Source organism: Verrucomicrobiia bacterium, assembly GCA_035629175.1.
Classification (GTDB): Bacteria; Verrucomicrobiota; Verrucomicrobiia; order Limisphaerales; family DASXHY01; genus DASXHY01.
The window spans coordinates 1-1,199 of sequence record DASPIL010000010.1; the positions used below are offsets into that span (position 1 = coordinate 1).

Consider the following 1,199-nt stretch of genomic DNA (forward strand, 5'->3'; position numbering starts at 1 on the left):
AACACGCGGGCGACGTTTCCCTTCGCATCGTCATCGATTCATGGCAAACACGCTGAACAACTGCCCCGCCCCTGCAAAGCTGAACCTTTTCCTGCATGTCACCGGGCGCCGCCCCGACGGCTACCACCTGCTGCAAACCGTCTTCCAGCTTTTGGACCGCGGCGACCTGCTGCATTTCAAGGTGCGTGACGACGGCGAGATTCGGCGGGCGACCGATGTGCCCGGCGTGCCCGAGGATGCGGACCTGGTGGTGCGCGCCGCGCGGCTGTTGCAATCCGCCGCACCGGGGGCACGCAAGCTGGGCGCGGAGATTGCCGTCGAAAAACGGCTCCCGATGGGAGGCGGGCTCGGCGGCGGCTCTTCCGATGCGGCGACAACCCTCATCGCGCTGAACCATTTGTGGCAAACCGGACTGAGCCGCGAGGAACTCATGACGCTCGGCCTCCGGCTCGGCGCCGATGTGCCCTTTTTCATCTTCGGCCGCAACGCCTTCGCTGAAGGCGTGGGCGAGGACCTGGCTGCGGTCGACACCCCGGATTGCTGGTACGTCGTGATCGAACCGGGCGTTTCCGCGCCGACCGCTGCAATTTTTTCCGCTCCGGATTTGACAAGAAGCACAAAGCCGGTCAAAATATCGGACTTTTCCAGCGCATCCAATTGCTTCGGAAAAAACGACCTGCAAGTCGTGGCAACAAGGCTGTTCCCGCCGATTGCTGAAGCCATCGAATGGCTGCAACAATTCGGCGATGCGAGAATGACCGGCTCCGGTGCTTGCGTGTTCTGTGCGTTCGCACAGGAGCACGAAGCGGACGAAGTGCTGAAAGCGGCACAAGAATCCGGACAGTCGCAGTGGAAAGTCTGGAAAGCCAGGGCGATCGAGCGCCACCCGCTCTCGCACTTGCTGGACTCGTAGACAGAATTCGTTTGACGTTGCTTTATTTTGGTAACGCCAGACAACAGGTTGTGTAGGGGAATCGCCAAGCTGGTTAAGGCACCGGATTTTGATTCCGGCATTCCAAGGTTCGAATCCTTGTTCCCCTGCCATTAAATACAAGAAGAACCGAAAGCCGCCAACGCGAGACACCCTGTCATGCCTTGGCGGCTTTTCATCCTTTTAACCCGCTCACTTTAGGTGTCCCATGGCGCTTGAAAACCTGATGGTCTTTACCGGCAACGCAAACCCGGAGCTGGCCGCAGGA

At 59.6% G+C, this 1,199-nt stretch carries 1 protein-coding gene and 1 tRNA gene; both read left to right on the forward strand.

Going from position 1 to position 1,199, the window contains the following annotated elements; all coding sequences use genetic code 11:
- Nucleotides 1–40: 40 nt before the first annotated feature.
- A complete protein-coding gene (gene ispE / locus VEH04_01125; protein ID HYG21352.1) occupies nt 41–913 on the forward strand; it encodes a 4-(cytidine 5'-diphospho)-2-C-methyl-D-erythritol kinase in 873 nt (290 codons plus the stop codon).
- Nucleotides 914–967: 54 nt separating this feature from the next.
- Nucleotides 968–1,044 (forward strand) — tRNA-Gln (locus tag VEH04_01130).
- The last annotated feature ends 155 nt before the right edge of the window (nt 1,045–1,199 follow it).